This is a genomic window from Methylobacterium sp. WL116, from assembly GCF_008039455.1.
Lineage (GTDB): Bacteria > Pseudomonadota > Alphaproteobacteria > Rhizobiales > Beijerinckiaceae > Methylobacterium.
Genome location: NZ_VRUV01000024.1, coordinates 1 through 23,152 on the forward strand (window position 1 = coordinate 1; position 23,152 = coordinate 23,152).

Genomic DNA, 23,152 nt, shown 5'->3' on the forward strand with positions numbered 1-23,152 from the left:
GCCACGAGCCGCACCAGGGTCGCAGCGGCGAGCAGGATCGCGATCCGCTCCGGGGGCAGGCCGCCCGCGGCGAGCACGTTCGGCAGGATCGGCGAGATGCAGCCGTAGGCGCCGTAGAGCGCGGCGTAGAGCGCGAGGCAGCCGACGAGCCCGTCCCGCTTCATCCCCCGCCTCCGCGCGTGCCCGCCCCGGCGACAGCGTAGCACCGCGTGGCGCCGCGACGTGCGCGCATCTTCACGGGCGCCGCGGAGCGAACGGGCGGCGAAATCCGACCGCGCGGGCGCACGACGGCGCCGGGCCGGGCGAACCGGCATCGCTCTCGCCAGTTGTCGCAGCTTCAGGCCCCCGACGGGACCGCCAACCGGAGCTCGACATGGACATCGCCCCCGATACGGTCACCGAGATCATCCTGCGCCTGCGCGCGGTCGAGGTGAAGGAGGGCGCGACCGATCCGGATTCCGGCTCCAACGCCATCGACGACGGCGCCACCGACGTGCTCACCTCCGGCACCGACGACGCCACCGAATCGGAGCTGCGCGGCATGATCGCCGGCCTCAACGACGACGAGCGCGCCGACCTGCTGGCGCTGCTCTATGTCGGCCGCGGCGACATGGAGCCGGAGGAATGGGCCGACGCGGTCCGCTTCGCCCGCGAGCGCGAAGGCGCCGGCGACGGCGCGGTGAAGACGCTGCTCGGCACGCCGGATGCTGGCGACCTCCTGGAGGAGGGCATGGACGCCCTCGGCATCACGCCGGACCTGCCGCAGGGCTGACCGAGGCCGGCTCCCCCTCCCCCCTCTGCGGGGGAGGGAAGAGACGGTTACCTCTGCCAGAAGGCCCACACCGGAGAGGCGCCGGGCCCCCTCATTCCTCGCCGTCGTGAAGGGCGTAGAAGCCCTGGGCCGAGACCGCGCCGGCCGCGTCGCCGCCCGCGTCGAGCAGCATGCGCTCGCGGGCGCGCAGCTTCTCGGTCTCGCTCTTGAGCTGGCCGCAGGCGGCGAGGATGTCGCGGCCGCGCGGGGTCCGCACCGGCGAGGCGTAGCCGGCGTCGAACACGATCTCGGAGAAGCGCTCGATCCGCTCCCAGTCCGAGCATTCGTACCGGCTGCCGGGCCAGGGGTTGAACGGGATCAGGTTGATCTTGGCCGGGATGCCCTTGAGCAGCCGCACCAGCTCGCGCGCGTCGCCGTCGGTGTCGTTGACGCCTTTCAGCATCACGTACTCGAAGGTGATGCGGCGGGCGTTGTTGAGGCCGGGATATTCGCGGCAGGCGCGCATCAGCTCGGCGATCGGGTATTTGCGGTTCAGCGGCACCAGTTCGTCGCGGAGCTCGTCGCGCACGGCGTGGAGCGAGATCGCCAGCATCGCGTGCGCCTCCTCGCCGAGCCGCCGGATCTGCGGCACGACGCCGGAGGTCGACACCGTGATGCGCCGGCGCGACAGCGCGAGCCCCTCCGGGTCCGACATCGTCGCCACCGCGTCGACGACGTTCTCCAGATTGTAGAGCGGCTCGCCCATGCCCATGAACACGATGTTGGTGACGAGCCGCCCGACCTCGCCGCTGCCCGAGGCGTCGCGCGACGGGATCAGGCCGGGCCAGTCGCCGAGCGCGTCGCGGGCGACGACGAGCTGGGCGGTGATCTCGGCCGCCGACAGGTTGCGCACCAGGCGCTGCGTGCCGGTATGGCAGAACGAGCAGGTCAGCGTGCAGCCGACCTGGGACGAGACGCAGAGCGTGCCGCGGTCGGGCCCCGGAATGTAGACGCACTCGATCTCGGCGCCGCGGTTGTGGTCGTGCCGGCCGGTCGGGGCCATGCGCAGCAGCCACTTGCGGGTGCCGTCGCGCGAGACCTGCTGGCTGACCACCTCGGGCCGGTCGAGGGTGTAGGCGGCGGCGAGCTGCGCCCGCAGCGCCTTGCCGACGTTGGTCATCTGGTCGAAGTCCTGCGCGCCGCGGACGTTGAGCCAGTTCCAGAGCTGGCCCGAGCGCATCTTGCTCTCGCGCTCGCCGACGCCGACGGCGAGCAGGCGCTCCTTCAGCGCCGCCCGCGGCAGGCCGACGAGCGAACTGCGCTGCCCGGGCACCGCCGCGGGTGCCGGCTCGGGCCGGAACTCGGGCGCCTTCTCGATGCCGGAGAAATCGCTGCCCGCGCGCCGGGCGGTGTCGAACGACGCCGTCGCCATGTTCTTGCAAAGACCTTGGAAATGAGGCGTCGAGCTATACGCGATCCGCGGCACGAACGCGAATGCGCGCCCGTCATGCCCGCTCCCTGCATGCCCGGATCCTGTGATCCGGGGAGCGGAGGGAAGGCCGCCCGCGACACCATGTGCGCCCGCGCACCCCGGCAGGGTCGCCCATGCGTCCAGTGCCTTGCGGGCGGCATCGTTCCCGCCACCTATGCGTCACACGGGGTGCGGCGTGCCGCCCCCACCCCATCCAAACACGGGAAGCCCATGCCTTCACTGCTCGATCCGATCCGCGTCGGTGCCATCGACGCGAAGAACCGCATCTGGATGGCGCCGCTGACGCGGGGACGCGCCACCCGCGAGCACGTGCCCACCCCCTTGATGATCGAATACTACGCCCAGCGCGCGAGCGCCGGCGTGATCCTCACCGAGGCGACCGGCATCAGCCAGGAGGGGCTCGGCTGGCCCTACGCCCCGGGGATCTGGAACGCGGCGCAGGTCGAGGCCTGGAAGCCGATCGTCAAGGCGGTGCACGACAAGGGCGGCCGCATCGTCTGCCAGATCTGGCACATGGGCCGCCTCGTCCACCCGGACTTCCTCGACGGCGCCGCGCCGATCTCGTCCTCGGCCACGACCGCGCCCGACGACGCGCACACCTACGCCGGCAAGAAGCCCTATGCCGAGGCGCGCGCCCTGCCGGTCGAGGAGATCCCGCGGCTGCTCGAGGATTACCGCAACGCCACCCGCAACGCGCTGGCCGCCGGCTTCGACGGCGTGCAGATCCACGCCGCCAACGGCTACCTGATCGACGAATTCCTGCGCGACGGCACCAACCACCGCACCGACGCCTACGGCGGCTCGATCGAGAACCGCGTGCGCCTGCTGCGCGAGGTCACGCAGGCCGTGGCCGAGGTCGCCGGCAAGGACCGCACCGGCGTGCGCCTGTCGCCCAACGGCGCGATCCAGGGCGCCAACGATTCCGATCCCGAGCCGCTGTTCGTGGCCGCGGCGAAGGCCCTGTCGGAACTCGGCATCGCCTTCTTAGAGATGCGCGAGCCCGGCCCGAACGGCACCTTCGGCAAGGCCGACCATCCGCCGATCGCCCCGGCGATGAAGCGGGTGTTCGACGGCGCGCTGATCCTCAACGCCGACTACGACGGCCGCAGCGGCCAGGCGGCGCTCGATGCCGGCGAGGCCGACGCGATCGCCTACGGCCGGACGTTCATCGCCAACCCGGACCTGCCCGCGCGCATCGCCGCCGACGCCCCGCTCCAGAAGGACGTGGCCGCGACCTGGTACAGCCAGGGCCCGGAGGGCTACGTGGACTATCCGACGCTCGACGCCGCGAAGGCGGCCTGAGGCGACTCCCGCGGCCCGCTCCCGTCCCTCGTCGGGGTGCGGGCCGCGAACGCGCCCACGAACGGGCGCTCGCGACCCGCTTCGAACGAAACCGGCGCTTCGTCCGTTCCCGAACCTAGGCGCGGCGGCGCAAGCCGCCTATCTCTGGCTCGGGAATTCGGGAGCTGCCGATTACGATCGCGAGCCAGACGCGTGCGACCGAACGAGAGCGCTGGAACGAGGCCGAGCGGCTCGCGGAGCTTCGCGCGCTGCGGATCCTCAATACCGAACCGGACCCGGCCTATGACGACCTCGCGCGGATCGCCGCCCTGGTCTGCGCCGTTCCGGTCTCGCTGATCGGCTTCGTCGATGCGCATCGGCAGTGGTTCAAGGCCGAGATCGGCTACGGCGAGCGCGAGACCGGCATCGACCGCTCGGTCTGCGTCCACGCCCTCCAGGCCGACGATTCGCACGCCGACGGGCTGTTCGTCATCACCGACCTGACCGTCGATCCCCGCACCCGCGACAACCCGGCGATCCGGGCCGAGAACGGGTTCCGCTTCTACGCCGCGGCGGTGATCCGCAGCCGGATCGGCGCCCCGATCGGCACGATGTGCGTCCTCGACCGCACCGCGCGGCCCGAGGGGCTCACCAGGGCCCAGGGCGACACCCTGGCCGCGCTCGCCCGCCAGATCTCGACCCTGGTCGAGCATCGCCGCACCCTCGCCGACGTCGATGCACGGGAGCGCGAGCTGGCCGCGAGCGAGCGCCGCTTCCGGGTGATGACCTCGGCGATGCCGCAGATGGTCTGGACCACGCAGCCCGACGGCTTCCACGACTTCTACAACGACCGCTGGTACGAATTCACCGGCGTGCCCCACGGCTCCACCGACGGCGCCGGCTGGACCGACATGTTCCATCCCGACGACCAGGCGGAGGCCTGGAGCCGCTGGCGCCACAGCCTCGCGACCGGTGCGCCCTACGAGGTCGAGTACCGCCTGCGCCACCACAGCGGCGCCTATCGCTGGACCCTCGGGCGCGCGATGCCGATCCGCGGCGCCGACGGGCGGATCGAGCGCTGGTTCGGGACCTGCACCGACATCCACGACCTGAGGCAGGCGGTCGCCGACGCGCGCAAGCTCGCCGCCGTCGTCGAGACCTCGAAGGACTTCATCGGGCTGGCCACCGAGGACGGGCGGATCGCGCACTTGAACGAGGCCGCGCTGGCGCTGGTCGGGCTGCCCGACCTCGACGCCGCGCTGCGGACCACGATCGCCGACTACGTGACCCCCGAGAGCCGCGAAGCCCTCGAGGGCGTGGCGATGCCGGCGCTCGAGCGCGACGGCTGGTGGGAGGGCGAGCTCGCGTTCCGGCACTTCGCCACCGGCGAGGCCATCGCCGTGCTGTTCACGGTGTTCGCCGTGCGGGATGCGGCCGGCCGCCATGCCGGCTACGGCACGGTCACCCGCGACCTGCGCGAGCGCAAGCGCGCCGAGGAGGCGCGCGACCTGCTGATCAAGGAGCTGTCGCACCGGATCAAGAACATCTTCGCCGTGGTCGGCGGCATCGCCGCGCTCAGCGCCCGCAGCGATCCCGGCGCGCGCCCGTTCGCGAAGGCGTTCCGCGAGCGGCTCGGGGCGCTGGCCCAGGCCCACGAATACGTCCGCCCGCATTCCGCCGGCAGCGCGCCGCGGGTCGGCGGCCAGACCATCCTCGGGCTGATGCGCCTGATCCTGTCGGCCTACGCCGAGGACGGGCGCTGCCGCATCGCCGTCGACGGCGACGATGCGGTCGTCGGCGAGCGCGCGGCGACCGCGCTGGCGCTGATCATGCACGAGCAGGCGACGAACGCGGTGAAGTACGGCGCGCTCTCCAACGAGGCCGGCACCGTCACGCTGACCGGGCGGCGGACCGATTCGCGCTACCGCCTGACCTGGGCCGAGCGCGGCGGGCCGCCCGTTCCCTCGGCCCCCACGCGCAAGGGCTTCGGCACGGAACTCGCCGAGCGCAGCGTCACGGGCCAGCTCGACGGCATCCTGGAGCACGATTGGGCGCCGAGCGGCCTCGTGCTGCGCCTCGACGTCCCGGCGGAGACCCTGCGGTTCTGATCCGTCCCGCCCCGGCTCGCGGATATCGCCTCGTCGTCCTCGATTTCGACGGGACGCTCGCCGACACCTTTCCCTGGTTCTGCGGCGTGCTCGACGCGGTGGCCGACCGCTACCGCTTCCGCCGGGTCGCGGCGCACGAGACCGACGAGCTCCGCAGGCTCTCGGCGCGGGCGATCATGGCGCGCCTCGGCGTGCCGCGCTGGAAGCTGCCGGTGATCGCCCGCCACATGCACGGGCTCGCCGCGCGCGACGCCGCGCTGCTGCATCCGTTTCCCGGAACTTCGGAGATGCTGGCGGGGCTCGGCGAAGCGGGCGTCGCGACGGCCGTGCTCAGCTCGAACACCGAGGCGAACGTCCGGCGCGTGCTCGGGCCGGACGCCGCCCGGATCGGCCGCTACGCCTGCGGCGCGTCGGTGTTCGGCAAGGCACGGCGTCTCGCAAGCCTGCTGCGCCATGCGCGGATCGAGCCGCGTGCGGTGCTCTGCGTCGGCGACGAGCTGCGCGATCTCGACGCGGCGCGCGCGGTGGGCTGCGCCTTCGGCGCCGTCGCGTGGGGCTACACCGACGGGGCGACCCTGTCGGCGGCCCGTCCCGACCTGATGTTCGCCGAACCCGCGCAGATCGTGGAGGCCGTCCTGTCAGCACGACGATGAGCCCTCGCGGGGCCGCCTCCCTCCCCCCGCAGAGGGGGGAAGGACGGTTCGGGGTCGGGCCTTCGCCCGACGCCTCACATGCCGCGCTGGGCGCCCGGGACGACGCTGGCGCCGTTGCCGCTGCCGAAGGGCTCGTACTTGGTCAGGCCCTTGAACAGCTGGCTCAGGAAGGCGCGGTCGGCGCCGCTGGTCGGCGTGGTGCGCTCGATGAAGTCGAACACCTTGCCGTCCTGCAGGCCGTACAGGGCGACGCGCTCCACCTTGAAGGCGGAAGTGAAGTACACCGCCGTGACCTTCTGGTCCTCGACCTGCTCGCCGAGGAACAGGACCGTGCGCGAGGTGTTCTGGGAGATGTAGTACCAGGACTTGTTGCCGACGGTGGAGACCGTGGACGGGGTGCCCAGCGTCTGCAGCACCTGCTCCGGGCTCATGCCGGGCTTGACGGTGGCGAGCGCCGCCTGGTCGATCTGGTAGCCGTGGCGAAGCTCCTCGCCGATGCAGCCCGACAGGCCGAGGCCGAGCAGGCCGACGAGGCCGAGGCGCGCGAGAGACGGAACGAGACGGCGCGACATCGGCCACCCTATGTTGCTGATGGGACGGGACGCCGCTAGGCACGCCGGAGCGCGACACCAGGGGCGGTCTGATGAATGCTTGCACCTTGACCGTGGGTTGCCGTACCGCGGGGTTATGGCTTTGACAAGGCAAGCTCGGCCACAGGCCACAACGCTGCGCGACCGGGCACGGCCGTTCCGCCGGGCGCGGTCCGGGGGCCGGCCTCCGGGCCGAGGGCGGACCCCATGATCACCCGGTTCTTCCGGCGCAACGATGCGCGGCGGCGGTCCATCGAGACCCTGCACATGCGCCTCAACGCGGCCTCGCGGCAGCCGGGCCTCTACACCGCGCTCGGCGTGCCCGACGGCGTGGAGGGCCGCTTCGAATCGCTCATCCTCCACGTCATCCTGGCTTTGCGCCGCCTGAACCGCCTGCCGGCACCGGCGGCGGACGTGGCGCAGGACCTCGTGAACTCGGTCTTCCTCCAGCTCGACGCGTCCCTGCGCGAGCTCGGCGTCGGCGATTTCGGCGTGCCCAAGCGCATGAAGAAGCTCGGCGCCGCGTTCTACGGCCGCGCCGCCAACTACGACGCGGCGCTCGACGCGGGCGATGCCGCCGCGCTCCGCATTGCGCTCGCCCGCAACGTGCTCGGCAGCGAGGATCCCGAAGCCGCCGCCGGCCTCGCCGACTACGTCCTCGCCGCCGACCGCGCGCTGGCCGAGGCCGACCTCGACGGCCTGCTCGGCGCCGGCCCGTCCTTTCCGCATGCGGGCGATGCCCCGACACCCGACCTGGAAGCCCGATGAGCGTGAGCGAGACCCCCCTGTCCCGATGGGTGAGCGTGGCGCGGCTGCCGCAGGGCCGCGGCGCCGTCACCGTCGAGGCGACGCCGGCTGAGTGCACGGCGCTCGCCGCCGACTTCAAGATCCCGGCGATCCGCGACCTCGCCGGGCAGTTCTCGGTGTCCGGCCCGACGAGCCGCCTCGTCGTCACCGGCACCGTCGAGGGCACCGTGACGCTGGTCTGCACCGTCAGCCTGGAGCCGTTCGAGACCAAGGTCTCCGAGCCGGTGGAGGTGGTCTTCACCGACACCGACCGCCTCGCCGGCACCGACGCGGAGGATGCCGACATCCCCGACCCGATCGTCGGCGGGCGGATCGACTTCGGCCTTCTGACCGCCGAGTTCCTGGCGCTCGGGATCGACCCCTATCCGCGCAAGCCCGGGGTGGTGTTCGAGGCGGTCCAGCTCGGCGAGGACGTGAAACCCTTCGACGTCCTGCGGACGCTCCGCCCCGAGGAGCCGTAGCGGGCTCCCGGGTCCGCGGGCCGCCGAACCCGGCCGCCAAATCGGGCCGCACCCTGCCCCTGCGCGAGAATTCGTTTGCCCGCCGGGGCTGGATCGCTATTTTCCGCCGCGCCGATCCCGGCCGTCGCCCCCGCGACGGCGTTCCGTCAAAGGCCGCGACAACCCCTTCATGTCCCAACGCGTGTGCATCTCGCTCGACGCCATGGGCGGCGACCATGGCCCCTCGACCGTCGTGCCCGGTGCCGCGCTCGCGCGCGAGCGCCATCCCGAGACGACCTTCCTGATCTTCGGCGACGAGGCGGTGGTCGCCCCCCTCGTGGCGGCCGAGCCGCGCCTCAAGGGCGGCGTCGAGATCCGCCACACCACCTACGCCGTCGCCATGGACGACAAGCCGAGCCAGGCGGTGCGCCAGGGCCGCGGCAAGTCGTCGATGTGGAAGGCGATCCAGGCGGTGAAGGACGGCGAGGCCGATGCCGCGGTCTCCGCCGGCAACACCGGCGCGCTGATGGCGATGTCGAAGATCTGCCTGAAGACCATGGCCGGCATCGAGCGCCCGGCCATCGCCTGCCTGTGGCCGACGGTGCGCGGCGAGAGCGTGGTGCTCGACGTCGGCGCCACCATCGGCACCGATGCCGAGCACCTGATCGAGATGGCGGTGATGGGCTCCGCCATGGCCCGCATCGTGTTCGACCTCGAGCGCCCGACGGTGGGGCTGCTCAACGTCGGCACCGAGGAGATGAAGGGCAACGAGGCGGTGAAGGAGGCGGCGCGCCTGCTGCGCGAGATCGATTTGCCGAATTTCGCCTATCACGGCTTCGTCGAGGGCAACGACCTCGGCCGCGGCACCGTCGACGTGGTCGTCACCGAAGGTTTCACGGGAAACATCGCGCTGAAGACCGCGGAAGGCACCGCCAAGCAGATCGGCACGTACCTGCGATCCGCGATGACGCGGACGCTGTCCGCCAAGATCGGCGCGCTGTTCGCCCGCCAGGCGTTCCGCGCGCTGCGCGAGAAGATGAACCCGAGCCGGGCCAACGGCGGCGTGTTCCTCGGGCTCGAGGGCATCGTCATCAAGAGCCACGGCTCGGAGAACGCGCAAGGCTTCGCGGCCGCCGTCGACCTCGCCCACGACATGGCCCGCCACGACCTGATGCGCACGATCCGCGAGATGCTCGACCAGACGCCGACGCTCGCGCCGGCCTGACTTCGCCCCGGCCCGGATGGGTGCCCGGCCGGACCTTCGCCGGCGCGGGACGCCCGCACTGGCACGAGACACCTGCGCCGGCCCGGGATCGGGGTCGGTGAACGAATGCGATGGAGATCGGAGCGATGCAGGTCTAACAACCGATGGTTGTTGCGCCGGCGTCGCGACGGGAAGGAATCCGATGACAACCCTGCGTTCCGTCGTCGTCGGCACCGGCTCAGGGCTTCCTGCGCGGGTGGTGACCAACGCCGAGCTCGCCGAGCGGGTCGACACCTCGGACGAATGGATCGTCCAGCGCACCGGCATCCGGCAGCGCTACCTCGCGGACGCCACCGAGACCACGTCGGTGCTCGGCATCCGCGCGGCCCGCGCGGCGCTCGACGATGCCGGCCTCACCGGCGACGACATCGACCTCGTGATCTGCGCCACCTCGACGCCCGACCACACCTTTCCCTCGACCGCGACGCAGATCCAGGCGGCGCTCGGCATCACGGCGGGTGCCGCCTTCGACCTGCAGGCGGTCTGCGCCGGCTTCGTCTTCGCCGTCTCCACCGCCGACAAGTTCCTGTCGACCGGCGCGGCCCGGCGCGCGCTCGTCGTCGGCGCCGAGACCTTCTCGCGCATCGTCGACTGGGAGGACCGCACCACCTGCGTGCTGTTCGGCGACGGGGCCGGCGCGATCGTGCTGGAGGCGCAGGAGGCCGCGGGGGCGAGCGGCGACCGGGGCGTGATCAGCGCGAGCCTGCGCTCGGACGGGCGCCACCGCGAGAAGCTCTACGTCGACGGCGGCCCGGGCTCGACCGGCACCACCGGCCATCTCCGGATGGAGGGGAAGGACGTGTTCCGCTTTGCCGTCGGCTCGGTGATGGACGTGATCGTCGACGCGCTCGAGAAGGGCGGCGCGACGGCGGCCGACCTCGACTGGTTCGTGCCGCACCAGGCCAACCGCCGCATCATCGAGGCGTCCGCCGACAAGCTCGGCATCCCGCGCGACAAGGTGGTGCTGACGGTCGACCGCCACGGCAACACCTCGGCCGCATCGATCCCACTGGCTCTGGACGTGGCCCGCCGGGACGGCCGCATCCGCCGCGGCGACCTCGTGATGATCGAGGCGATCGGCGGCGGCTTCAGCTGGGGCGCGGCGCTGATCCGCTGGTAGCCGAAAACAATTTCCGGAGCCGCCCCGGTTGACCCGGGCCCGACCGGGGATTAGCGTGGCAGATCATAGGGATACGTCGGAAACGACCGCTCCCGGTAAGAAGAACCGCGAGGGGTCGAGGCATGACAGGCAAGACGGTGACGCGCGCCGATTTGAGCGAGGCCGTCTACCAGCAGGTCGGCCTCTCCCGCACCGAATCCGCCGCCCTCGTCGAGACGGTCCTGTCCGAGATCTGCGCCTGCCTCTCCGAGGGCGAGACCGTGAAGCTGTCCTCGTTCGGCTCCTTCGTCGTGCGGTCGAAGGGCAAGCGCGTCGGCCGCAACCCGAAGACCGGCGTCGAGGTGGCGATCGAGCCGCGCCAGGTGATGGTGTTCAAGCCCTCGAACGTGCTCAAGGCCCGGATCAACGGCCTGAACGGCGCCGCCCACGCCGACGACTGACCGCTCGCCCATCGCCGCCCTCGTAGCCGGATCGATCCATGGCGCTCGCTGCCCTCACCGAGGCGTCCGGACCCGTCGACAAGGATCCGGGCGCGTTCCGCACGATCACCGAGGTGGCCGAAGCCCTTGACGTGCCGCAGCACGTCCTGCGGTTCTGGGAAACCCGGTTCGGCCAGATCCGGCCGGTGAAGCGGGCCGGCGGGCGGCGCTACTACCGTCCCGGCGACGTCGCGCTCGTCGCGGGCATCCGTCACCTGCTCCACGTCCAGCGCTACACGATCGAGGGGGCACAGCGCGTCCTCAAGGAGAACGGCGTCCGCTTCGTCCAGGCGGTCGGCCGCGGCGAGGCGGTGGCGGCCGCACCGGTGATGCAGGAGACGAGCGGCCCGGCCACGTCGTCCCCCGACGGCGCCGAGCCCGAGACCTGGGATCGCGAGGGGTCGAATCGCGAAACCTTGGATCGCGAAACCTTGGACCGCGAGGCGCTGGCCGGCGCGCTGCAGGACCTCTACGCCTGCCGCGAGGCGCTGGCGGCCTTCCGCGCCCCGCCCGAGACCTGAGCGACGCCCGGGCTGCGTCGCGACGACGCCGCGCGATGCGTCACGGCGCGGCGAACTTTGCGGGCCGATCCGCGTTGATCGCCGCATGAGCGCACCCCGCCGTTCGATGACGCCGACGCAGGAACTCATCAGCCGCGTGATGCGGATCGTGCGCGCATGCCCCGACGCGGCCTCCGAGGTCCTGGAGCTGATGTTCCTCGTCAGCCAGATCGAGGCCGCTACCCACGTCGACCGGGATTATCGCGACGCGCGGCGCGTCGTCAGCCGCCTGCGCAACCCGCTCTGGGAGATGGGGCCGACCGATCGCGGCGCGCTGCTGGCCGCGGCCGAGACGATCCGACGGGTCTGCGGCCTCGACGAGACCGACATCCCCGTCACCCCGACTTCGGATGCGGGCGAGCGGGCGCGGGTCGAGCGCAGCCTCGCGGCGGCCCTGGAAGGCGAGCTCGACGCCGCGCAGATCGCCCGCGTCACCGGCGTGGTCGCGGCCGCGCTTCAGCAATAATCGCGGTCCCGGCTGCCGGCACGGGCCTGCGGCCTCGACGCGCGTCGTGGGCATCCCCACATCGGCTCGGCCGGCACGTGGCCCCATGGCTCCGGATGCCGCGCCAAGAGATGTTCGGAGACACGCCCGTGAGCGCCACCCTGTCCGCCCTTCGCCCCGTCCGCGCGCTCGCCGCCGGCGCCCTCCTGCTGGCCGCGCCCGCCTTCGCGCAGACGACGATCACCAAGAGCGAGACCGTCGCCTCCGGCAAGACGGTTCGGATCGCCATCGTCCCGAACCTGAAGAAGGATTGCTCGCCCGGCCCGATGCCGGAGTTCAAGGTCTCGGGCGCGCCGAAGAACGGCGCGCTGATTACCAAGGTCGGCAAGCAGAAGACGCCCGCTTCCTATCGCTGCCCGAACAAGGACACCGCGGTCCAGGGTCTCTTCTACCAGCCGAAGGCCGGCTACACTGGCGCCGACGAGGTGACGTTCGAAATCAAGAACGCGGACGGTCAAGTGCAGACGCAAAATATCAAAATCACCGTCGAGGCTGCGTCGGCCAAGAAGGACACCGATGCCAAGAAAGACAGCAGCGATCTCTGATCGGAGGCAACCGAAAGCTGGGAGTGCACGTTTTTTCGGCCGGATCGTTCTTTCGATCCGGCCGGACGACCACGGGGAAGCTTGACGGATGCCGCATTTCAGCCCGACGGGTGTTGCATCCAGCACACGCAGCGTCACCGTGTTCGCCGCACTGCGACAAATGCGGGCCTGTCGGTTGCGTTCGCGGCAGGACAGGATGAAGCTGTTGACGGTCTGAGAGGGTTATCGAATGCCGATGCATGCGACCAACGACCTTTTCCAGAGCTTCGCCCGCGGGTACGAAGCGCGCCGCGACACGGAGATGACGCTCTCCGAATTCCTCGAGGCGTGCCGCGACGAGCCGCTGATGTACGCGAGCGCCGCCGAGCGCATCCTCGACGCGATCGGCAAGCCGGAATTCGTCGACACCTCGAAGGACGCCCGCCTCGGCCGCGTCTTCATGAACCGGACGATCCGGACCTACCCGGCCTTCCACGAGTTCTTCGGCATGGAGGAGACGATCGAGCGGATCGTCTCGTTCTTCCGCCATGCGGCGCAGGGCCTGGAGGAGCGCAAGCAGATCCTCTACCTGCTCGGGCCCGTCGGCGGCGGCAAGTCCTCCCTGGCCGAGCGTCTCAAGGCCCTGATGGAGGTCCATCCGGTCTACGTGCTCAAGGCCGGCAACGAGGTCTCGCCGGTGTTCGAGAGCCCGCTCGGGCTGTTCGACCCCGAGACCATGGGCGCCGAGATCCAAAGCCGCTACGGCATCCCGCGCCGGCGCCTGACCGGCCTGATGAGCCCGTGGGCGCTGAAGCGTCTCGACGAGTTCGAGGGCGACATCTCGCAGTTCAAGGTGATCAAGGTCCGGCCCTCGCGCCTGCGCCAGATCGCCATCGCCAAGACCGAGCCCGGCGACGAGAACAACCAGGACATCTCCTCGCTGGTCGGCAAGGTCGACATCCGCCGGCTGGAGACGCTGTCGCAGGCGGACCCGGACGCGTACTCGTACTCGGGCGGCCTGAACCGCGCCAACCAGGGCGTCCTCGAGTTCGTCGAGATGTTCAAGGCGCCGATCAAGATGCTGCACCCGCTGCTCACGGCGACGCAGGAGGGCAACTACGTCGGCACCGAGAACATCGGCGCGATCCCCTTCACCGGCATCATCCTGGCGCACTCGAACGAGTCCGAGTGGCAGACCTTCAAGACCAACAAGAACAACGAAGCCTTCATCGACCGCATCTACGTGATCAAGGTGCCCTACTGCCTGCGCGTGCAGGAGGAACAGCACATCTACGAGAAGCTGATCTCGGGCTCCGAGCTCTCGGATGCGGCCTGCGCGCCGGGCACCTTGGAGATGCTGTCGCGGTTCTCGGTGCTGTCGCGCCTGCGCGAGCACGCCAACTCCAACGCGTTCTCGAAGATGCGCGTCTACGACGGCGAGTCCCTGCGCGAGGTCGACCCCCGCGCCCGCTCGATGCAGGAGTACAAGGATTCGGCCGGCGTCGACGAGGGCATGGACGGGATCTCGACCCGCTTCGCCTTCAAGGTGCTGGCCGCGACCTTCAACCACGACACCACCGAGGTCTCGGCCGACCCGGTGCACCTGATGTACGTGCTCGAGCAGTCGCTGCGCCGCGAGCAGCTCCCGCCCGAGACCGAGAAGCGCTACCTCGAGTTCATCAAGGGCGAGCTGGCGCCGCGCTACGCCGAGTTCATCGGCCACGAGATCCAGAAGGCCTATCTCGAATCCTACCACGATTACGGCCAGAACCTGTTCGACCGCTACATCGACTACGCCGACGCCTGGATCGAGGACCAGGACTTCAAGGATTCCGAGACCGGGCAATTGCTCAACCGCGAGCTTCTCAACCAGGAGCTGACGAAGATCGAGAAGCCGGCCGGGATCGCCAACCCGAAGGACTTCCGCAACGAGGTGGTGAAGTTCGCCCTGCGCTCGCGGGCTCAGCACGGCGGCCGCAACCCCTCGTGGACGTCCTACGAGAAGCTGCGCGAGGTCATCGAGCGGCGGATGTTCAGCCAGGTTGAGGAATTGCTGCCGGTGATCTCCTTCGGCTCGAAGAAGGACGGCGAGACCGAGAAGAAGCACGGCGAGTTCGTCGACCGGATGATCTCGCGCGGCTACACCGAGCGGCAGGTGCGCCGCCTGGTCGAGTGGTACATGCGGGTGAAGCAGGCGGGATGATTCGGTCCCCTCGGGGACCTGATCGAGATCCGCCATGATTTCGGACGACCGGCCGGCGCGTTATCCCGGTCGGATCTTGCGGGCGGGGATTTGATCACCGAATGCACATCGTCGACCGTCGATTGAATCCAGGAGGCAAGAGCCTCGCCAACCGGCAGCGCTTCCTTAGGCGGGTCAAGGACGTGGCCCAGCGGGCCGTGCGCGAGTCGGCCCGCGAGAAGGACATCAAGGACCTCGGCAAGGACGGCCGCGTCACGGTGCCGGCCGACGGGGTGCGCGAGCCGCGTTTCTCCCGCCAGCCGGGCACCGGCCTCCAGGACCACATCCTGCCCGGCAACAAGACCTATGTGGAAGGCGACCGCATCGAGCGGCCGCAGGGCGGCGGGGGCGGCCGCGGCTCCGGCGAGGGCGGGGACGGCGGCGAGAACAACGAGGACGCGTTCCGCTTCGTCCTGACCCGGGAGGAGTTCCTCGAGCTGTTCCTCGAGGACCTGGAGCTGCCCGACCTCGCCAAGCGCCGCCTGGCGGTGGTGGAGACGGAGGGGCTGCGCCGGGCCGGCTACACCGTGACCGGCTCGCCGGCCAACCTCGCCCTCACCCGGACGCTGCGCAACTCGATGTCGCGGCGCATCCCCTACGTCGACCCGATCGACCTGCGCTACCGCCGCTTCGAGCCGTATCCGCGCCCGATCGCGCAGGCGGTGATGTTCTGCCTGATGGACGTGTCCGGCTCGATGACCGAGCACATGAAGGACCTCGCCAAGCGGTTCTACATCCTGCTGCACATCTTCCTCACGCGCCGCTACCGGCACGTGGAGATCGTGTTCATCCGCCACACCGACCGGGCGACCGAGGTCGACGAGGAGACCTTCTTCGGCTCCCGCGAGACGGGCGGCACGCTGGTCTCCTCGGCGCTGGTCGAGATGAAGCGCATCATCGCCGAGCGCTACGACCCCAACGACTGGAACATCTACGCGGCGCAGGCGTCGGACGGCGACAACGTCTCCTCCGACGGCCCGACCTCGACCGAGCTGCTGCGCGCCCACATCCTGCCGGCCTGCCAGCACTTCGCCTATCTCGAGGTCGGCGACGAGAACGGCCCGCGCGCCGGCTTCGTCGAGCACCGCACCACCCTGTGGCGGACCTACGAGGCCATCGCCAAGGCCGGCGGCCCGATCGCCATGCGCAAGGTCAACCACCGCCGCGAGATCTACGCCGTCTTCCGCGACCTGTTCGGGCGCAAGGACGCGCGGGCGGAGGCGGAGTCTTGAGCTTCGCAGGTCGTCATGTCGGGGCGCGGGTCCTCTCTCCCGGTTGGGAGAGGGACAGGGTGAGGGGGGTGACCTCTCCGGACGGACCTGCCCCCTCACCCCAACCCTCTCCCGCACGGGAGAGGGGGTACGTCGCGCTTCGGCCGGCCGATCGGGAGGCGATATGACTGCTCTCAAGACACGCGCGACGTCCGGCGCCCCAAAACCGCTGTTCACCGGCAACGACTGGGACTTCGACACCATCCGGCGCATCCACGACGCCTGCGAGGTCGAGGCGCGGGCGCTCGGGCTGTCGTGGTATCCGAACCAGATCGAGATCATCACCGCCGAGCAGATGCTCGACGCCTACGCGTCGATCGGCATGCCGCTGTTCTACAAGCACTGGTCGTTCGGCAAGCACTTCGCCCAGCACGAATCCGGCTATCGCCGCGGCATGATGGGGCTCGCCTACGAGATCGTCATCAACTCCGACCCGTGCATCTCCTACATCATGGAGGAGAACACGGCGACGATGCAGACGCTGGTGATCGCCCACGCCGCGTTCGGTCACAACCACTTCTTCAAGAACAACTACCTGTTCCGGCAGTGGACCGACGCCGAGGGCATCCTCGATTATCTCGACTTCGCCAAGACCTACATCTCCCGCTGCGAGGAGCGCTACGGCCATCAGGCCGTCGAGCAGGTGCTCGACGCCGCCCACGCGCTGATGAGCCAGGGCGTGCACCGCTACCCGCGCAAGAAGCGGCCGGACCTCGCCTCCGAGCAGCGGCGCGAGCGCGAGCGGGTCGAGCACGGCGAGCAGATCTACAACGACCTGTGGCGCACCCTGCCGGCGAAGGCGGGGGCGACGCGCGCCGACCAGGCGATCGAGCGGCGCAAGGCGCTGCTCGAGCTGCCGCAGGAGAACATCCTCTACTTCTTGGAGAAGGTCGCCCCGCGCCTGCAGCGCTGGCAGCGCGAGATCCTGCGCATCGTCCGGCTGGTGGCGCAGTACTTCTACCCGCAGCGCCAGACCAAGGTGATGAACGAGGGCTGCGCCACCTACTGCCACTACCGGATCATGAACGCGCTCTCCGAGAAGGGCCTGATCGGCGAGGCGGCCTACCTCGAGTTCCTGCAGTCGCACACCAACGTCATCCGCCAGCCGAACTACGACGACCGCAGCTACAGCGGCCACAACCCCTACGCGATCGGCTTCGCGATGATGCAGGACATCGCCCGCATCGTGGAGCAACCGACGGCGGAGGACCGGCAGTGGTTCCCCGACATCGCCGGCACCGGCGACGGCATGGCGGTGCTGCGCGATTGCTGGGAGAACTACCGCGACGAGAGCTTCATCGCCCAGTTCCTGTCGCCGAAGCTGATGCGCGACATGCGGCTGTTCCACGTCGCCGACGATCCGGAGCAGCCCGAGCTGCACGTCGCCGCGATCCACGACGAGCGCGGCTACCGCAAGATGCGCCGCTCGTTCGGCCGCCAGTACGACGTGGCCTGGCTCGATCCCGACATCGAGGTGGTGGACGTCGACCTCGAAGGCGACCGCCGCCTGATCCTGCACCACAAGGCGCTGAACAAGATCACCCTGCAGAAGGACGACGCCCGGCGCGTGCTGCAGCACCTCGCCGACCTCTGGGGCTACGACGTGGTGCTCAAGGAGATCGAGCCCGCCACCGGCACCGTGCTCGGCGAGCACCACGCGAGCGCGCGGCCGATCTTCTTCTGAGGCGTTTCGCGACGGTGCCGCATCGTGCAGGCCTCCCCGCCCGCGGCGGCGAGGGGGGCCCCGCGGCTCGTCCGAGGCCCGTGCGGAAATGGCCGGCGAAGGCCGCTCGGCCGGGGCTCACGCCGTCGGCGCGGTCCCCGGGCAGGGCATCGGTGCGCAGGACAGGCTGGCGGCCGGCGGCTTGGACGGCGGGGCGCGCAGGACGATGATGGCGCTGCCGAGCACGGCCAGCGCCACGGCGGCGACGAAGGTGAGGAAAAGCCAGCGGGGCATCGCCTCCCCTACCACGGGCGGGCGATGGCCGGTACCGCGGCACGTTCGACGCCCCGGCCGGGTCCCGTGTCAGGCGGGGTCGATCTCGAACTCCATGCCGCGGCCGGGGCCCTGGTCGGCATAGCCGACGAGGGTGTAGCCGCGCTCGGCGAGGGCGGCGTCGAGGTGGTCGCGATGCTTGCGGTAGAGCTGGCCGATCGCCAGCGGCGTCAGCCGCGGGTTGCCCTGGCGCAGCCGGTCGACGCCGATCTGCAGCGGCGCGCCGTCCCGGTCGGCGATGCGCACGATCGCGGATGCGAGCTCAGCCGCCTTCGTCTCGGAGGCGGATTTCGCCTTGAACGCCATGCCCTCGTCCTCGCCCCGGCTCAGTCCGTCAGCTGGCGCGCCTCTTCCGGCAGCATGATCGGGATGCCGTCGCGGATCGGGTAGGCGAGCTTGGCCGAGCGGCTGATCAGCTCCTGGCGGCCGGCATCGTAATCGAGGGTGCCCTTGGTCAGCGGGCAGACCAGCAGCTCGAGGAGCTTCGGGTCGACGCGGGTCGCCTCGACGGCGGTGCTCTGCGTGGTCATGTCCTGCGTCATGCTCTGGTTCTCCATGGGAAGCCGTGCCGGTTGGTCGCGAAGGCGCGGGCGCTCGTCGCCGCCGGCCGTCCTTCGAGCCGTCACTGCATCGTCGGCTCGGGCCCGGTGCTGCGCACCATCTCCATCTCGGTGACCGCGACCAGGATCTCGGCGCGGGTCTTCAGGTCGGCGGCCTCGAGCATCGCCTGCTTCTCGCGGACGCCGAACGGGCTCATCATGCACAGCGCGTTGACCAGGGCCTCGTTCGGCGCCTCCTCGATCCCGGCCCAGTCGACCTTGAGGTCGTTGGAATCGACGAAGTCGCGCAGCGCCCGCAGCACGCCTTCGCGGTCCACCGCGTCCTCGCCGGCGCGCGCGGTGAAATCGATGGCGAAGTCGTCGTAGCTGACCTGGCAGCGGCGATAGGCGCCGGTGGTGGCCAGCTCGCTCATCACCCGGAAGCGGCCGATGCCGGTCAGCGAGAGCAGGTAGCGCCCGTCGCCGGTCTCGGCGAACTGGGTGATCCGCCCGGCGCAGCCGACGCGGTACAGCTTCGGGTTCAACGGCGAGGCGCCGCCCTCGGCGTCGGGCTGGATCATGCCGATGACCCGGTCGGTCCGCAGGGCGTCGTCCACCATCGCGAGGTAGCGCGGCTCGAAGATGTTGAGCGGCATCTGCCCGCGCGGCAGCAGCAGGGCGCCGGGCAGGGGGAAGACCGGGATGACGGGCGGGCAATCGCCCGGCCCCTTGTAGCCCGCATGCGTGCTCATGATGCCTCCAGCAAGACAGAACCTTCGGCTTCCCTCTGCACCCGCAGATCCGCCCTCACGCGAACAGCAGCGTCGAGAGCTTGCGCCGTCCGCGGATCGCGGCCGGATCCATTGGGCCCCAGGCCTCGAAGAACTGGAGCAGCTGCTTGCGCGCGCCGTCCTCGTTCCAGGTCCGGTCGCGGCGGATGATCTCGATCAGGTGATCGACCGCCTTCTCGCGCTCGTTCCCGGCATTGAGGCCGAGGGCGAGGTCGAACCGGGCCTGGTGCGCGTCCGGGTTCACGGCGACCTCCGCCTCCAGGCCGGCGAGGTCGCCGAGCGCCGCGGCCTGCTCGGCCAGGACGATCGCGGCGCGGATGCCGGCGAGCCCCGGGTCGGCGGCCTTGGCCTCCGGCACCATCGCCAGCACCTGCTTGGCGTTCTCCAGCTCGCCAGCGTCGAGCTGGATCTTGGCGAGGCCGGCCAGGGCCGCGACGTTGTCGGGCTGCTGCCCGAGCACCGCGGCGTAGAGCTCGGAGGCGCCGGCGAGGTCGCCCTCCGCCAGCGCCTGCGCGGCTTCCGCCATCACCTGATCGATCTCGCTCGGGCCGGCGAGACGGTCGAAGAAGGTCTTGATCTGCGCTTCCGGCAGGGCGCCCTCGAACATGTCGACCGGGCGGCCCTGGTCGATGGCGACCACGGCGGGCACGCCCTGCAGGCCGAGCTGCTGGCCGATCTGGCCCCAGACCGCCGGATGCTCGTCGACGTTCATCTTGACCAGCACGACCTTGCCCGCGGCGGCTCGGACGAGCTTCTCCAGCACGGCGAGCAGCGTCTTGCTCGACGGTGCGCGCGGCGACCAGAACGCGACCAGCACGGGACGGTTCGCCGATTCGGCGATGACGTCCTGCCGGAAACCGGCCGTGGTGGTCTCCCGGATCAGGTCGGACCCACCCGGGTGCGCGTCCGTCGCGAGCGTGTCGTTCAGCATGCGGTGTCGGGCCTTGGAACCAAATGTCGCCAGACCGGGTACATGGGACTCGGGCACGCGGCTGACCAGTGCGGTGCGCGCGCTCTCGCGCGGCGGAATCGGGCAAATCCGCGGGTTTCGTCGCGTTTTCGCCGGCCCCCGAGGGCCGTCCCGCGCGCGGTGCCGGGCCGAGACCGGATCGCTGCATCCCAGGGTGGAGCGCGTCGCGCGGTGCGCCCCGACCCTCGAAACGCCGGGCCTACTGCGCGGGGGCGCCGGCGGCGGCCTTGGCCTGCGTCACGAAGGTCCCGGCGAAGGTGCGGCCGTCCGGCGCCAAGGCCTCGCAGGCGATGGTGGTCTTGCCCGGTGCCGGCGTCGAGAAGGTGCAGGCGCCGACCGCCGGGGTCGGGTTGCGCACGATGCCCTTGTCGCTCGACGTGCCGGTGGTGACGAGGTTGATCGGCTGCAGCGGGTCGGTCTCCTCGGTGCGCTCCTGCTGCGCGCCGGTGCCGCTGAAGCTGAGCGTGCGCCCGTCCGTGGTGGTGAAGTCGAAGGTCGTGCGCCGACGCTCGGCGCTGTTCCCGAGGGTCGGCCTGCAGGCCGAGGTGGCGTCCTTCCCTTCGATCGTCAGTTTCTCGCAGGTGCCGTCGAGCTGCACCGCGGCCTGGGACCAGGCGGGGCCCGACAGCGCCAAGGGCGCGGCGAGCAGGGCGAGGGCGAGGCGGCGAGAGGTGTGTGCGAGCGTCATGCCGTCCGATCTAACGCGCCGCGCGCATCCGTCGAGCCCGGCGCGCGTTCGCCTCACCCGCCGAAGCGCAGGGCCCGGTCGTTGGGCGCGGCGAAGTCCAGCGCCGGCCCCACCGGGACGATGCCCGTCGGGTTGATGGTCGGATGGCTCTCGTAATAGTGCCGCTTGATGTGGACGAGGTCCACCGTCCCGGCGACGCCCGGCAGGGCGTAGAGGTCGCGCAGGTAGTTCGACAGGTTCGGGTAGTCGGCGATGCGCTGCCGGTTGCACTTGAAGTGCCCGACATAGACCGCGTCGAACCGCACCAGCGTCGTGAACAGCCGGATGTCGGCCTCGGTGAGCCGAGCGCCGCACAGGTAGCGCGACCGGTCGAGGCGGGCGTCCAGCGCGTCGAGCTCGGCGAACAGCGCGGCGAAGGCCTCCGCGTAGACGGATTGCGCGGTGGCGAAGCCGGCCCTGTAGACGCCGTTGTTGACCCGGTCGTAGACCCGGGCGTTCACCGCATCGATTTCCCCGCGCAGGTCGTCCGGGCAGAGGTCCGGCCCGCCGCCGTGGAAGGCCCCGTCGAGCATGCGGATGATCTCGGCCGATTCGTTCGAGACGATCGTCTTCCGCTCGCGGTCCCACAGCACCGGCACGGTGACGCGGCCGGTATAGCGCGGGTCGGCGGCGCGGTAGACCTCGTAGAGCCGCGTCGCATGGTGGATCGGATCGGGGGTGGCGCCGGGGCTGTCGCCGAACACCCAGCCCTCGGCGCCCATGTGCGGGTCGACGACGGAGACGGAGATCGCGTCCTCGAGGCCCTTCAGCGCCCGCACGATCAGGGTGCGGTGCGCCCACGGGCAGGCGAGCGAGACGTAGAGGTGGTAGCGCCCGGGCTCGGCCTTGAACCCGCCCTCGCCCGAAGGGCCGGGCGACCCGTCGGCGGTGACCCAGCTGCGGAAGGCGGAGGCCTTGCGCTCGAAGCGGCCGCCGGTCGACGCCGTGTCGTACCACTGATCCTGCCAGACGCCGTCGACGAGCAATCCCATGGGTGCGATCCGTTGTTTCGCGCGTCGCGCCGTCCGTCGGGAGGGCGACGCGGCGAGGGGGAAAGGTTGCGGCAGGCTTGGTGCCTCTCACAACCCCCCCGTCGTGGCGTCGCCGACATAGTGAACGGCCGCGGAGGTCGGGGGTTTTGTGAGGTGCACTTAGCCCGTTTCCTGCTTGGATGTCTCCCTCGGTCGTCGCCCCGCGCAGGCCTCGGCATCTCGCATTCGATGCCGGACCGTGAGACGGGTGGCACGATCCCGCCGAAACGTCCGGAGAGAAGGCCCGATGTCGCTTGCCCTCGCGATCCCCGCCGCCGAGGCGGCCATGTTCACCGCCGGATGCGCCGCGATCCACGCGCTGCGGCGGCAGGCCGACGGGGTGACGCTGGGCCTGGCCGGCCTCCTCGCGATCGTCGTCCTGCTCCTCGGCATCGCGTGGACGCCGGACCTCTACCTCGCGGCCCAGACCGACGACGTCCTCGTCGAAACCACCCTGAGCCAGCCGATCCCCTGACGCGATCTTGCAACGGGAGAGCATTCCACGTGATCCGGGGATCGCGGAGAATGCTCTAGCCGGCCGCGCCGGCCCGGCGCCCGGCGGCCACGTCGAAGTCGTCGGCGGGCAGGCGGGCGAGGAAGCGCTCGGCCAGCTCGAACAGCAGGATGTCGGGGCGCACCCGCTCGACGTAAGCCCAGTCGAAGCTCGACGACCACACGAAGTGCACCTCGGCGAAGCTCTCGGCCAGCAGCCCGGTGAGCAGCATCGGCGCGAAATGCGCGTAGGAATCGCCGAACAGCACCACGCGCCGCGGGTCGGCGGCGGGGTTGGCGTTGCGGTAGACCACGTGCGCGCCGACATGCAGGTCGACCTCGGTTCCCGCTTCCTCGGAGGCCGCGAGCAGCGCCCCGGTCTCGACGCGCACCGCGTCGCGGTGCGGGCGTTGACCGAGAACCGGAGGCGGGTGCGGCGGTTGTGCGGCAGGTCGAGCAGCGGCTCGACCGCGGCGAACTTGGTGGTGAAGCGCAGCTGCACCGGCGCCTCCCAGGCAC

General features: G+C 70.7%; 26 protein-coding genes and 2 pseudogenes. 16 read left to right on the plus strand and 12 right to left on the minus strand.

The window, feature by feature from the left end; translation table 11 throughout:
• Nucleotides 1-373 precede the first annotated feature (373 nt).
• Nucleotides 374-772, plus strand: a complete 399-nt coding sequence (locus FV223_RS04195; protein ID WP_147725621.1) for a DUF3775 domain-containing protein — start codon at nt 374-376, stop codon at nt 770-772.
• A gap of 91 nt (nt 773-863) precedes the next feature.
• Here FV223_RS04195 and rlmN read toward each other — a convergent pair whose 3' ends face one another.
• The gene (rlmN, locus tag FV223_RS04200) at nt 864-2,183 is read right to left on the minus strand and encodes a 23S rRNA (adenine(2503)-C(2))-methyltransferase RlmN (RefSeq protein WP_147725622.1); all 1,320 of its coding nucleotides are present in this window, start codon (nt 2,181-2,183) and stop codon (nt 864-866) included.
• Nucleotides 2,184-2,453: 270 nt separating this feature from the next.
• On the opposite strand from rlmN, the gene FV223_RS04205 reads away from it, so the two are divergent.
• The gene (locus FV223_RS04205; protein ID WP_147725623.1) at nt 2,454-3,545 is read left to right on the plus strand and encodes an alkene reductase; all 1,092 of its coding nucleotides are present in this window, start codon (nt 2,454-2,456) and stop codon (nt 3,543-3,545) included.
• On the opposite strand, the gene FV223_RS31505 is transcribed toward FV223_RS04205, so the two are convergent.
• The gene (locus FV223_RS31505) at nt 3,512-3,997 is read right to left on the minus strand and encodes a hypothetical protein (protein WP_246686514.1); all 486 of its coding nucleotides are present in this window, start codon (nt 3,995-3,997) and stop codon (nt 3,512-3,514) included. The genes FV223_RS04205 and FV223_RS31505 overlap by 34 nt on opposite strands.
• Before the next feature lie 138 nt (nt 3,998-4,135).
• Between FV223_RS31505 and FV223_RS04210 the strand changes: the two genes are divergently transcribed.
• Together FV223_RS04210 and FV223_RS04215 are read left to right on the plus strand one after the other, a co-directional pair.
• Nucleotides 4,136-5,632 (plus strand): PAS domain S-box protein, encoded by a 1,497-nt coding sequence (locus FV223_RS04210; protein WP_246689599.1) that lies wholly within the window; start codon nt 4,136-4,138, stop codon nt 5,630-5,632.
• Nucleotides 5,632-6,285, plus strand: a complete 654-nt coding sequence (locus tag FV223_RS04215) for an HAD hydrolase-like protein (protein WP_348642529.1) — start codon at nt 5,632-5,634, stop codon at nt 6,283-6,285. The genes FV223_RS04210 and FV223_RS04215 overlap by 1 nt, the downstream gene beginning before the upstream one ends.
• A gap of 74 nt (nt 6,286-6,359) precedes the next feature.
• Here FV223_RS04215 and bamE read toward each other — a convergent pair whose 3' ends face one another.
• On the minus strand, nt 6,360-6,857 hold the full coding sequence (gene bamE / locus FV223_RS04220) for an outer membrane protein assembly factor BamE (RefSeq protein ID WP_147725625.1): 498 nt from the start codon (nt 6,855-6,857) through the stop codon (nt 6,360-6,362).
• A gap of 225 nt (nt 6,858-7,082) precedes the next feature.
• Here bamE and FV223_RS04225 point away from each other — a divergent pair, with 225 nt between their 5' ends.
• The 11 genes from FV223_RS04225 to FV223_RS04275 all read left to right on the plus strand — a co-directional run bounded on the left by FV223_RS04225 (nt 7,083) and on the right by FV223_RS04275 (nt 17,771).
• Nucleotides 7,083-7,643 carry a ubiquinol-cytochrome C chaperone family protein gene (locus tag FV223_RS04225; RefSeq protein WP_147725626.1) on the plus strand — a complete coding sequence of 187 codons (561 nt, stop codon included), beginning with the start codon at nt 7,083-7,085 and terminating at the stop codon, nt 7,641-7,643.
• On the plus strand, nt 7,640-8,143 hold the full coding sequence (locus tag FV223_RS04230) for a DUF177 domain-containing protein (protein WP_147725627.1): 504 nt from the start codon (nt 7,640-7,642) through the stop codon (nt 8,141-8,143). Before FV223_RS04225 ends, FV223_RS04230 begins: the two co-directional genes overlap by 4 nt.
• A gap of 169 nt (nt 8,144-8,312) precedes the next feature.
• A complete protein-coding gene (gene plsX, locus FV223_RS04235) occupies nt 8,313-9,347 on the plus strand; it encodes a phosphate acyltransferase PlsX (protein WP_147725628.1) in 1,035 nt (344 codons plus the stop codon).
• Between the two features lie 181 nt (nt 9,348-9,528).
• Nucleotides 9,529-10,506 carry a beta-ketoacyl-ACP synthase III gene (locus FV223_RS04240; protein WP_147725629.1) on the plus strand — a complete coding sequence of 326 codons (978 nt, stop codon included), beginning with the start codon at nt 9,529-9,531 and terminating at the stop codon, nt 10,504-10,506.
• 122 nt (nt 10,507-10,628) lie between these two features.
• Complete coding sequence (locus FV223_RS04245) at nt 10,629-10,946, plus strand: integration host factor subunit alpha (protein ID WP_147725630.1); 318 nt, start codon at nt 10,629-10,631, stop codon at nt 10,944-10,946.
• Between the two features lie 38 nt (nt 10,947-10,984).
• Nucleotides 10,985-11,506, plus strand: coding sequence for a MerR family transcriptional regulator (locus FV223_RS04250; protein ID WP_147725631.1), 522 nt, complete (start codon nt 10,985-10,987; stop codon nt 11,504-11,506).
• Nucleotides 11,507-11,591: 85 nt separating this feature from the next.
• On the plus strand, nt 11,592-12,011 hold the full coding sequence (locus FV223_RS04255) for a hypothetical protein (protein ID WP_187274748.1): 420 nt from the start codon (nt 11,592-11,594) through the stop codon (nt 12,009-12,011).
• Nucleotides 12,012-12,151: 140 nt separating this feature from the next.
• Nucleotides 12,152-12,595 carry a 4-aminobutyrate aminotransferase gene (locus FV223_RS04260; protein WP_243937175.1) on the plus strand — a complete coding sequence of 148 codons (444 nt, stop codon included), beginning with the start codon at nt 12,152-12,154 and terminating at the stop codon, nt 12,593-12,595.
• Between the two features lie 229 nt (nt 12,596-12,824).
• Nucleotides 12,825-14,777 carry a PrkA family serine protein kinase gene (locus tag FV223_RS04265; RefSeq protein ID WP_147725632.1) on the plus strand — a complete coding sequence of 651 codons (1,953 nt, stop codon included), beginning with the start codon at nt 12,825-12,827 and terminating at the stop codon, nt 14,775-14,777.
• A gap of 101 nt (nt 14,778-14,878) precedes the next feature.
• Entirely contained in the window at nt 14,879-16,048 is a 1,170-nt protein-coding gene (locus FV223_RS04270; RefSeq protein ID WP_147725633.1) for a YeaH/YhbH family protein, read from the plus strand.
• 163 nt (nt 16,049-16,211) lie between these two features.
• Nucleotides 16,212-17,771, plus strand: a complete 1,560-nt coding sequence (locus FV223_RS04275; RefSeq protein WP_147725634.1) for a SpoVR family protein — start codon at nt 16,212-16,214, stop codon at nt 17,769-17,771.
• Nucleotides 17,772-17,888: 117 nt separating this feature from the next.
• Here FV223_RS04275 and FV223_RS30090 read toward each other — a convergent pair whose 3' ends face one another.
• The 7 genes from FV223_RS30090 to FV223_RS04305 all read right to left on the minus strand — a co-directional run bounded on the left by FV223_RS30090 (nt 17,889) and on the right by FV223_RS04305 (nt 22,102).
• Entirely contained in the window at nt 17,889-18,044 is a 156-nt protein-coding gene (locus FV223_RS30090; protein WP_187274747.1) for a hypothetical protein, read from the minus strand.
• A gap of 69 nt (nt 18,045-18,113) precedes the next feature.
• Entirely contained in the window at nt 18,114-18,389 is a 276-nt protein-coding gene (locus FV223_RS04280; RefSeq protein ID WP_147725635.1) for an adenylosuccinate synthase, read from the minus strand.
• A gap of 20 nt (nt 18,390-18,409) precedes the next feature.
• On the minus strand, nt 18,410-18,613 hold the full coding sequence (locus tag FV223_RS04285; protein WP_147725643.1) for a Trm112 family protein: 204 nt from the start codon (nt 18,611-18,613) through the stop codon (nt 18,410-18,412).
• A 92-nt stretch (nt 18,614-18,705) separates the two neighbouring features.
• Nucleotides 18,706-19,374: an LON peptidase substrate-binding domain-containing protein gene (locus FV223_RS04290; protein ID WP_147725636.1), complete on the minus strand. Its 669-nt coding sequence runs from the start codon at nt 19,372-19,374 to the stop codon at nt 18,706-18,708.
• 55 nt (nt 19,375-19,429) lie between these two features.
• Nucleotides 19,430-20,344, minus strand: coding sequence for a co-chaperone YbbN (locus FV223_RS04295; protein ID WP_147725637.1), 915 nt, complete (start codon nt 20,342-20,344; stop codon nt 19,430-19,432).
• Between the two features lie 238 nt (nt 20,345-20,582).
• Nucleotides 20,583-21,071 (minus strand): hypothetical protein, encoded by a 489-nt coding sequence (locus FV223_RS04300; RefSeq protein WP_147725644.1) that lies wholly within the window; start codon nt 21,069-21,071, stop codon nt 20,583-20,585.
• Between the two features lie 53 nt (nt 21,072-21,124).
• Nucleotides 21,125-22,102 carry a glutathione S-transferase family protein gene (locus FV223_RS04305; protein WP_147725638.1) on the minus strand — a complete coding sequence of 326 codons (978 nt, stop codon included), beginning with the start codon at nt 22,100-22,102 and terminating at the stop codon, nt 21,125-21,127.
• A 286-nt stretch (nt 22,103-22,388) separates the two neighbouring features.
• On the opposite strand from FV223_RS04305, the gene FV223_RS04310 reads away from it, so the two are divergent.
• Nucleotides 22,389-22,616: a hypothetical protein gene (locus FV223_RS04310; protein ID WP_147725639.1), complete on the plus strand. Its 228-nt coding sequence runs from the start codon at nt 22,389-22,391 to the stop codon at nt 22,614-22,616.
• Between the two features lie 55 nt (nt 22,617-22,671).
• On the opposite strand, the pseudogene FV223_RS04315 reads toward FV223_RS04310, so the two are convergent.
• Together FV223_RS04315 and FV223_RS31510 are read right to left on the minus strand one after the other, a co-directional pair.
• Nucleotides 22,672-23,004, minus strand: a pseudogene (locus FV223_RS04315) (hypothetical protein); the annotation flags it as partial.
• Nucleotides 23,005-23,039: 35 nt separating this feature from the next.
• Nucleotides 23,040-23,152: pseudogene (locus FV223_RS31510) on the minus strand (spore photoproduct lyase family protein); the annotation flags it as partial.